11 protein-coding genes are annotated in these 9390 nt (G+C 73.7%); all 11 read right to left on the bottom strand.

All coding sequences use genetic code 11. The features are described from left to right. Window positions 1-1098, bottom strand: a 1098-nt coding sequence (gene carA, locus VM324_09620; GenBank protein HVL99534.1) for a glutamine-hydrolyzing carbamoyl-phosphate synthase small subunit, incomplete at its 3' end; no start/stop codon positions are given. Beyond that, entirely contained in the window at window positions 1095-2435 is a 1341-nt protein-coding gene (locus VM324_09615; GenBank protein ID HVL99533.1) for a dihydroorotase, read from the bottom strand. The genes VM324_09615 and carA, both read right to left, overlap by 4 nt. After that, on the bottom strand, window positions 2432-3415 hold the full coding sequence (locus tag VM324_09610; GenBank protein ID HVL99532.1) for an aspartate carbamoyltransferase catalytic subunit: 984 nt from the start codon (window positions 3413-3415) through the stop codon (window positions 2432-2434). The genes VM324_09615 and VM324_09610 overlap by 4 nt, the downstream gene beginning before the upstream one ends. Then, on the bottom strand, window positions 3415-3963 hold the full coding sequence (gene pyrR, locus VM324_09605) for a bifunctional pyr operon transcriptional regulator/uracil phosphoribosyltransferase PyrR (protein ID HVL99531.1): 549 nt from the start codon (window positions 3961-3963) through the stop codon (window positions 3415-3417). The genes VM324_09610 and pyrR overlap by 1 nt, the downstream gene beginning before the upstream one ends. A 221-nt stretch (window positions 3964-4184) precedes the next feature. Next, window positions 4185-4604: a transcription antitermination factor NusB gene (gene nusB, locus VM324_09600; GenBank protein ID HVL99530.1), complete on the bottom strand. Its 420-nt coding sequence runs from the start codon at window positions 4602-4604 to the stop codon at window positions 4185-4187. Continuing rightward, on the bottom strand, window positions 4601-5158 hold the full coding sequence (gene efp / locus VM324_09595; protein HVL99529.1) for an elongation factor P: 558 nt from the start codon (window positions 5156-5158) through the stop codon (window positions 4601-4603). Before efp ends, nusB begins: the two co-directional genes overlap by 4 nt. Before the next feature lie 13 nt (window positions 5159-5171). Further along, window positions 5172-6224 (bottom strand): aminopeptidase P family protein, encoded by a 1053-nt coding sequence (locus VM324_09590; GenBank protein ID HVL99528.1) that lies wholly within the window; start codon window positions 6222-6224, stop codon window positions 5172-5174. A gap of 4 nt (window positions 6225-6228) precedes the next feature. Beyond that, window positions 6229-6660, bottom strand: coding sequence for a type II 3-dehydroquinate dehydratase (locus VM324_09585; GenBank protein HVL99527.1), 432 nt, complete (start codon window positions 6658-6660; stop codon window positions 6229-6231). Window positions 6661-6672: 12 nt separating this feature from the next. After that, window positions 6673-7794, bottom strand: a complete 1122-nt coding sequence (gene aroB, locus VM324_09580) for a 3-dehydroquinate synthase (protein ID HVL99526.1) — start codon at window positions 7792-7794, stop codon at window positions 6673-6675. Then, window positions 7787-8350, bottom strand: a complete 564-nt coding sequence (locus VM324_09575) for a shikimate kinase (protein HVL99525.1) — start codon at window positions 8348-8350, stop codon at window positions 7787-7789. Before VM324_09575 ends, aroB begins: the two co-directional genes overlap by 8 nt. A gap of 71 nt (window positions 8351-8421) precedes the next feature. Continuing rightward, window positions 8422-9390: chorismate synthase (gene aroC, locus VM324_09570; GenBank protein HVL99524.1), on the bottom strand; the 969-nt coding region annotated here is incomplete at its 5' end.

The raw sequence follows: 9390 nt of genomic DNA, 5'->3' as shown, positions 1-9390 counted from the left end.
GGGGTGGTGGGTCATCAGGGTGCAGAACTGTTGGAAGAGGTAGCGGGCGTCGTGGGGGCCCGGGGCGGCCTCGGGATGGTACTGGACGCTGAATGCGGGGACGTCGGCGCAGCGGAGCCCCTCGTTGACGCCGTCGTTGAGGTTGACGTGTGACTGCGTCACCCGACCGAACTCGCCGTCGGCGGGGATCGACGCGGCGTCGACGGCGAACCCGTGGTTGTGGCTGGTGATCTCCACCGCCCCGCTCGCCTCGTTGCGAACCGGCTGGTTGACCCCGCGGTGGCCGAAGCGCAGCTTGTACGTCGACGCGCCGACGGCCCGGCCGAGCAGCTGGTTGCCGAGGCAGATGCCGAACAGCGGCATCTGGGCGCGCAGCAGCCCTCGGATGGCGGTGATGCCGGCGGTGACCGCAGCCGGATCCCCGGGACCGTTGGAGAGGAACACCCCGTCGGGCTCCTCGGCGAGGGCCGCCTCAGCGGGCGTCGACGCGGGCACGACGCGCACCGAGCAGCCCGCTGCGGCCAGCAGCCGCAGCTGGTTGCGCTTCAGGCCGAAGTCGTACACCACGACGCGGAAGCGGGCGTCGGGCACCGCGATGTCGTAGGGGGCGCGGGTGGTCACCTCGCTCGCGAGGTCCGCGCCCACCATGCCGGGCGCCCGCTCGACCTCGGCGAGGAGCGCGTCGACGTCGAGCACCTCCGTGGAGATCACCGCGCGCATCGCGCCCTCCGCGCGGATGTGACGCGTGAGCCGGCGGGTGTCCACCTCGGTGATCCCGACCGCACCCGCCCCGGCGAGCTCCTCGTCGAGGGTGCGGGTAGCGCGCCAGCTCGAGTGCATCCGGGCCACCTCCCGCACGATCATGCCGGCGACCTGCACCCGCTCGGCCTCGGCGTCCTCGTCGTTCACGCCGTAGTTGCCCTGGTGGGGATAGGTCATCGTCACGAGCTGGCGGCGGTAGCTCGGGTCGGTGATGACCTCCTGGTATCCCGCCATGCCGGTGTTGAACACGACCTCGCCGTGAGCGGTCCCGGGTGCGCCGAAACCCTCCCCACGGAACACGGCGCCGTCCTCGAGCACGAGCAGCGCCTGTCTCATCGCCGTGCCCTCCCGTCGCCCGGGCGCCCTCCGGCGACCTGGCCGTCGTGGCACGTGAAGCGTCCCCGCAGGAGCGTGTGCACGACCTTGCCGCGCACGACCATCCCCGCATAGGGGGTGTTGCGGCTGCGGCTGCGGGTTCGGGCGGCGTCGATCGTCCAGCGCTGCGCGGGGTCGAACAGGACGAGGTTGGCGGGCGCCCCGGGCACGATCGGGCCACCGTGCCCGGCGATGCCCCGGCTGCGGGCCGGCTTCGTGGACAGCGCGGCCACCGCCCGGCTCATGGTCAGGGTGCCCTGCCCCTCCTCCGTGCCGACGAGCTCGGTCAGGGTCAGCGCGAGCGCGGTCTCGAGGCCGAGCATCCCGGGGGGCGCGTACGCCCACTCCTGCTCCTTCTGCTCGGGCGGGTGCGGTGCGTGGTCGGTGGCGATCGCGTCGATGGTCCCGTCCGCGAGCCCGGCGCGGACCGCCTCGACGTCGGCCTTCGTCCGCAGCGGGGGGTTGACCTTGAAGACCGGGTCGTAGCCGCGGACGAGGTCGTCGGTGAGGGTGAAGTGGTGTGGGGCCGCCTCGGCGGTCACCCGGGTCCCGCGGGCCTTCGCCTGCCGGATGAGCGCGACGGTCCCGGCGGTGGAGACGTGCGGGACGTGCAGCCGCGCGCCGAGGCCGTGCGCGAGGATGAGGTCGCGGGCGACCATGACCTCCTCGGCTTCGCGCGGCCAGCCCGCGAGGCCGAGCACCGCCGACAGCTCGCCCTCGTTCATCTGCGCGCCCTCGGTCAGATCGGGCTCCTCGGCGTGGTTCGCGATTATCGCGTCCCAGGTGCGCGCGTAGGTGAGCGCTCGGCGCATCACCCGGGCGGAGCGCACCGGCAGGCCGTCGTCGGAGAAGCAGCGCACCCCGTGGGCCGCCATGGCCCCCATCTCGGCGAGCTCCTCCCCCCGCAGGCCCCGCGTCACCGCTCCGACGGGGTAGACGTCGGCGTACCCGCTGTCGCGGGCGAGCCGCAGGACCTGCTCGACGATCCCGGCATGGTCGGTGACCGGATCGGTGTTCGCCATCGGGCACACCGCCGTGAAGCCACCCGCGGCAGCCGCGGCGGTGCCGGTCGCGACCGTCTCGGCGTCCTCACGCCCCGGCTCGCGGAGGTGGACGTGGAGGTCCACGAACCCCGGAGCCAGGACGAGCCCGCTCGCGTCCACGCGCAACCCGTCGCTGCCGTTGCCGACCGCCGCGATCCTGTCGCCCGACACGATCACGTCGGCGATCTCGTCACGGCCGCTGGCGGGGTCGACCACCCGCGCCCCGGTGAAGGTGATGGTGCTGCGATCGCTCAACGCCTCGGCCTCCCGCCGGCGGGCACCTCGCGCCCGCCCGATTCCGCCCGCCCGGCATCATCCGCCGGCCGCGCTTCCCCGCCGAGCAGCAGGTAGAGGCAGCTCATCCGCACCGCGATGCCGTTCCTGACCTGCTCGGTGATGACGGCGCTCGGGGCGTCGGCCACGTCGGCGGTGATCTCCACGCCGCGGTTCATCGGCCCCGGGTGGAGCACGATGGCGCCCTCGGGCAGGCGGGCGAGGCGGTCGCGGTCCACGCCCCACAGCCGGGCGTACTCCCGCGGTGAGGGGAAGAACTGGCGGTGCATGCGCTCCGACTGGACCCGAAGCAGGTAGAGCACGTCGATCTTCGGCAGCAGGTCGTCGAGGTCGTGGCTGACCGACGCCCCCCAGTGCTCGGCGCGTTCGGGGACGAGCGTGGGGGGCCCCACGACCGTCACCTCCGCGCCCGTCGTCACGAGCCCGCGGACGACGCTGCGGGCCACCCGCGAGTGGACGACGTCGCCGACCACCGCCGCCCGCAGGCCCTCCAGCCGGCCCAGCCGTGCCCGGATCGTGTAGAGGTCGAGCAGCGCCTGGGTGGGGTGCTGGTGGGCGCCGTCGCCCGCGTTCAGCACCTTCGCGTCGACCCATCTCGTCAGCTGCTCGGGCGCGCCGGCCGCCCAGTGGCGGATGACGATGGCGTCGACGCCCATAGCCTGCAGCGTCAGCGCGGTGTCCTTCAGGCTCTCGCCCTTCGACACGCTCGACCCCTTGGCCGAGAAGTTGATGACGTCGGCGGACAGCCGCTTCTCGGCGATCTCGAAGCTGATGCGCGTGCGGGTGGAGTCCTCGTAGAACAGGTTGCAGACGGTCCGCCCCCGCAGCGTCGGCACCTTCTTGATCGGGCGCAGGGCGACGCCGGCGAACCCGGCGGCCGTGTCGAGGACCTCGGTGATCTCCTCCGGTCCGAGGTCGTCCATGCTGAGCAGGTGGCGCATCACCGTGCGGCCACCTCCTCGCGGTCCACGACGGTGACCTCGTCCGCGCCGTCGGTCTCGACGAGGGACACGCGGACGTCCTGGACCGGGCTGGTCGGCAGGTTCTTCCCGACGTAGTCGGCGCGGATCGGCAGCTCACGGTGACCCCGGTCGACGAGGACGGCGAGCTGGATGGCCGTCGGCCGTCCGTAGTCCATGACCGCGTCCATCGCCGCCCGGATGGTGCGCCCGGTGTAGAGCACGTCGTCGACGAGCACGACGACCTTGCCGGCGATGTCGGAGGGGAACTCGGTCTGGCCGAGTGGCCGGGGGCCTGTGCGGTCGTAGTCGTCGCGGTACAGCGTCACGTCGAGGCTGCCGGCGGGGACCTCGACACCCTCGATGGCGGTGAGGTTGGCCGCGAGCCGGCGGGCCAACGGGACCCCCCTGCTGCGGATGCCCATGAGCACGAGCCCGTCCGCCCCCTTGTTGCGCTCGAGGATCTCGTGCGCCATGCGCTTCAGCGCCCGAGCGACGTCCTCAGCGGCCAGCACCCGTTGCGCACCCATCAGAAAACGCCTCCCCCCGCAGGTGGGGAAGGCGTGCGTGCGCGGATCATCCGTGCCCCTTTCCGGCCTCGCGGGACCGGACTTAAAGCGGCTGTGTCTGCGCGACCGTAGCACCCGTTGCCGGTCCCGGCAATCGACCTTGCCGACCTGTGCGGGCCGTGGAGGCCGCGCCGCCGCCGAACACGACCGGTGCGACACCGCCGGGGCTGCAGCGGCCCAGCTCAGGCGGACTGGTGGGTCTCGGCGATGCGGGCGAGCACGCCGTTGACGAACCGCCCCGAGTTGTCCGTGGACAGCTCCTTGGCGAGCTCCACGGCCTCGTCGATCGCCACCGCCGTCGGGACGTCGTCGTCGTGGAGGATCTCGTACAGGCCGATGCGCAGGAGGTTGCGGTCGACCACAGGCATGCGCGACAGCGTCCAGCCGCGGGCGTGCGCGGAGATGAGGTCGTCGATCTCCTCGCGGTGGCGGTGCACCCCCCGCACGAGCGCGAGGGCGAACTCGGGCAGCGGATCCTCGGCGCGCAGATGCTCGGCGAGCACGGTCGGGACCGGGTGTCCCTTGAGGTCGGCTTCGTAGAGGACGTCGAGCGCCTGCTTGCGGGCGACGTGGCGGGAGTGGCCGTACGAACGCTCGCTCACGCGCGGGACAGGTAGGCGCCGGAGCGGGTGTCGACCTTGATCGACTCGCCCTCGTCGATGAACAGGGGGACCTGCACGACGGCGCCCGTCTCCAGCGTCGCCGGCTTCGTCGCGCCACCGACGCGGTCGCCCTGGAAACCGGGCTCGGTGGCCGTGACGGTGAGGGTGACGTTGGGGGGCACGTTCACGTCGATGACCGCGTCCTCGTAGAAGACGAGCTCGAGGCTGTCGCCCTCCTTGACCCACTGGGGGGCCTCGCCGAGGGCCTCGGCCGGAACGTAGGACTGCTCGAAGTGCTCGGGGTCCATGAACACGAACTGCTCGCCGTCGCGGTAGAGGAACTGCAGCGTGCGGCGGGTGAGGATGGCCTGGTCGAGGTCCTCGCCGGCGCGGAAGGTGCGGTCCACGGTCTTGCCGCTCTGCACGCCCTTCAGGGTGGTGCGGACGAAGGCCCCGCCCTTGCCCGGCTTCACGTGCTGGAAGTACTCGACACGCCAGAGCTGGCCGTCGATCTTCAGCGTCATGCCGTTCTTGAGGTTGTTCGTGGAGACCATGGCGGGCGGTTCCTCACAGGCGGACGAGGTCTCTCGGGCTGCGGGTCAGGACGTCGGCGGAGCCGCCGGTGACGGCGACGGTGTCCTCGATGCGGACCCCGCCCAGGCCGGGGAGGTACACGCCAGGCTCGACGGTGACCGTCATCCCTGCGCGCAGTGTAGCGCCTGCCTCCTGACGCAGGACGGGCGCCTCGTGGATCTCGAGGCCGAGACCGTGCCCGGTGCCGTGCGGGAAGCGCTCCCCGTAGCCGGCGGCGGCGATGTGCTCGCGGCACGCCGCGTCCACCGTCTTCGCCGGCACGCCGTCGGTGACCGCGGCGACGCCGGCCTCCTGCGCCCGGCGGACGACGGCGAAGACGCGCTCGAGCTCCGGGTCGGGGGCGCCGAGCGCGACCATGCGGGTCATGTCGGCGTGGTAGCCCTCGACGAGCGCGCCGAAGTCGAGCTTCACGACGTCGCCGGCCGCCAGCCGGCGGTCGGTCGCGCGGTGGTGCGGTCGGGCGCTGTGCGGTCCGGAGGCGACGATCGCCTCGAACGCCTGGTCATGCGCGCCGAGCTCGGTCAGCGTGTGGTGCAGCAACCGCGCGACCTCCCGCTCGGTCAGGCCCGGCCCGAGCCGGCCGCACAGGTGCGCGAAGGCGCCGTCGGTGATGGCGCAGGCGCGCCGGAGCGCCGCGAGCTCCGCCGCGTCCTTGACCTGGCGCAGCGTCTCGACGTGCGCGGGCGCGGGCTCGACGCGGGCGTCGAGCAGGCCGGCGAGAGCCAGGGCCCGGTCCCAGGACAGGTCGTGGCTCTCCAGGCCCAGGCGCGCGCCGCGGCCGCGCTCGCGCAGCCAGTCGTCGCCGCGGGTGACGACGAGCTCGACGTCGGCGACCTCGTCGGCGGCCTGCTCGGCGTAGCGGTCGTCGACGGCGAGCACGGCCGACTCCGCGGTGACGAGCAGGGCGCCCACGCTGCCGGTGAACCCGGTGAGGTAGCGCACGTTCACGCGCTTGGTGACGAGCAGGGCGTCGAGCTCGGCGTCGGACAGCCGACCACGCAGGCGGGTGCGGCGTGTGGCGTGCATCGCCTCAGGCGCGCTCCCGGGCGAGGCACACCGCGGCGTGCACGGCCAGGCGGACCCCGAGCACGCCGAGGCCCGTGATCGTCGCGTCGACGACCGGCGAGATGACGCTGTGGCGGCGGAAGGGCTCGCGGGCCGCGGTCTGCGACAGGTGCACCTCGACCTTGGGCACGGTGAGCATCTCCAGGGCGTCGCGCAGCGCGTAGCTGTAGTGGGTGAGCGCCCCCGGGTTGACGACCAGCGCCCCGGTCCCGTCGGTGCGGGCGGCGTGCATGCGGGTGACGAGCTCGCCTTCGGACTCGGACGTGAAGGGCTCGACGTCGGGATGCTCCTCGCGCGCGGCGGCGACGAGGTCGTCGAGCGTCGCCGTTCCGTACACCGCCGGGTCCCGGCTGCCGGCCTGGGAGAGGTTGGGCCCGTGGACGAGCAGGATCCTCATGAGCGCCGCACGCTAGCAGGCGAGGGTGCGCAGCACCTCGTCGACGACGCGCCGCTCGGGCGCCTCGGCCACGACCGCGTCCCCGGGCTGGCGGCAGAGCACGAACCGCACGCCGTGGCCGGCGTCACCCCGGCCGCGGCGCGTCTTCTTGTCGCGGGCGAGGACCTCCCACACCGCGGCGGGGTCGAGGCGCAGACCCCCGGTGGGAAGTCCGAGCCCCTCCAGCAGCGTGACGGTGCGTTCGGCGAGACCCGCGGCGCTCACCCCGAGTCGCTCCCCCAGCCGTGCGGCGAAGACCATGCCGAGCGCCACCGCCTCGCCGTGGCGGTAGGTCCCGTACCCGGACAGCGTCTCGATCGCGTGACCCACGGTGTGGCCGTAGTTCAGCAGGGCGCGCTGGCCGGACTCGCGCTCGTCGGCGGCGACGATCCGGGCCTTCACGGCCACCCCGCGCCGGACGACCTCGGTCAGCAGCGACGGGTCGCCCGCGACGGCGTCGCCCGGGCGGGCCTCGAGCAGCTCGAGGACGACGGGGTCGTCGATGAAGCCGTACTTCGCGACCTCGCCCAGACCCGCCCGCCGTTCGCGCACGGGCAGCGTGGCGAGCGTCTGGATGTCCGCGACGACCGCGATGGGCTGGTGGAACGCGCCGACGAGGTTCTTGCCCTCGGGCAGGTTCACCCCGGTCTTGCCGCCGACGGCCGCATCGACCTGCGCGAGCAGCGTGGTCGGGACCTGCACGACGGCCACGCCGCGGTTCCAGGTCGCGGCGGCGAAGCCGGCGAGGTCGCCGACGACCCCGCCGCCGAGCGCGACGACGACGTCGTCGCGTCCGAGCGGCAGCGCCGCGAGGCGGTGGTAGAGCGACGCGAGCGTCGAAAGGCTCTTCGCCTCTTCCCCGTCGGGCACGTCGAGGCGGTGCGCCTCGAGGCCGGCTCCGCGCAGCGCCTCCTGCACCCGCCCGGCGTAGAGGTGCGCGACCGGCCCGACCGTGACGACCGCGGCCTTCCGGGCGTGCGCCGGCCAGGCCACCACGTCGGCCAGCCGGTCGAGGAGCCCCGTGCCGACGACGACGTCGTAGGAGGCGCCGGGAACGGGCACGGGGATGCGCGTGGTCACGGGCAGCTCACTCACGCTCGTCGCGGCTGAGCAGGCCCGGGCGGTGGCGGGCCCAGTCGAGGATGGCGTCGGCGACCTCCTCGGGGGTGCGCCCGTCGGTGCGGACGGTGCAGGACGCCGCGCGCGCGTAGTCGTGGTCACGGCGGCGGCGCAGCTCCGCGAGGCGGGCGGCGAGGTCGTCGGCCTCGGCGACCATGGGACGGTCCTCCACGTCCGTCCCGAGCCGTTCGGCGAGGACGGCCGGATCCGCGTCGAGCAGCACGAGGTCGCCGGTCATGCGCAGCTGGGTGGCGTTGCCCGGCGTCGACACCGCTCCCCCACCCACCGCGACGACCTGCCCGCGCAGAGCGGACACACGGCGGACGGCCTCCGACTCGAGGCTGCGGAACGCCCTTTCCCCCTTCTCGGCGAAGATGTCGCGGATGGCCATCCCGGCCTCGTCCTCCACGAGGTCGTCGGTGTCGACGAACGGCCGGCCGAGGCGCTCGGCGAGGATGCGCCCGACGGTGCTCTTGCCGGCGCCCATGAGCCCGATGAGCACGACGTTGCGACCGGGGGCGATGAGGTCCATGGCGGTGTGATCGTAGCCGCGTACGGCCGACGGACCCCGGGCCCCTGCGAGCGCAGGGGCCGCCGGCGCGGTCACCCGCGCAGCGTCGAGACGTAGGCTTCGAGGTTGCGCAGCACCTCGGCCAGGGAGTCCCCGCCGGTCTTCTCGAGCAGCGCGTCGGCCACGGTGAGGGCGACCACGGCCTCGCAGACCACCCCGGCCCGCGGCACCGCACAGACGTCCGAGCGCTGCGTGATGGCCTCGGCGGGCTGCCCCGTGGCCACGTCGACCGTCTCGAGCGGGCGGGTGAGGCTCGACAGCGGCTTCATCGCCGCTCGCGCCCGCAGCGGTTCGCCGGTCGTCATGCCCCCCTCGAGCCCGCCGGCACGCCCGGTCGCCCTGCGGTACGGCGACGCGGCCCGCGCGCGTTCCTTCTCGGCGACGGGATGGATGGTGTCGTGCGCCTTCGAGCCGGGCACCTCGGCGCTCCTGAAGCCGTCCCCGACCTCGACGCCCTTGAACGCCTGGATGCTCATGAGCGCTGCGGCGAGCCGGGTGTCGAGCTTGCGGTCCCAGTGCACGTGGCTGCCGAGGCCCGGCGGCACCCCGTGCACGATCACCTCGACGACGCCGCCGAGCGTGTCGCGCTCCGCCCTCGCGCGGTCGATGCGGTCGACCATGCGCGCCGCGGTGGCGGGGTCGGCGCAGCGCACCGGGTCGGCGTCGATCCGGTCGAGGTCACCGGGTAGGGGCGGAGGGGTGTCGTCGGGCACGGCGATGTCACCGATGCGCACGATGTGGGACAGGACGCTGATGCCCGCCTCGGCGAGCAGGCTGCGGGCGAACGCCGCCAGGCCGACCCGGGTGGCGGTCTCCCGGGCACTGGCCCGCTCGAGGACGTTGCGCGCGTCGGCGAACCCGAACTTCTGCATCCCGACGAGGTCGGCGTGACCGGGGCGTGGGCGGGTGAGCGGTGCGCCGCGCCCCGTGGCCGCGAGGGCGTCCGGGTCGGCCGGCGCGTCGGGGCTCATGACCTCGGTCCACTTGGGCCACTCCGTGTT

The sequence above is a fragment of the Egibacteraceae bacterium genome, from assembly GCA_035540635.1.
Classification (GTDB): Bacteria; Actinomycetota; Nitriliruptoria; order Euzebyales; family Egibacteraceae; genus DATLGH01.
Note: the sequence above shows the minus strand (reverse complement) of the source record. Positions and strands in the feature narration are given on the sequence as shown.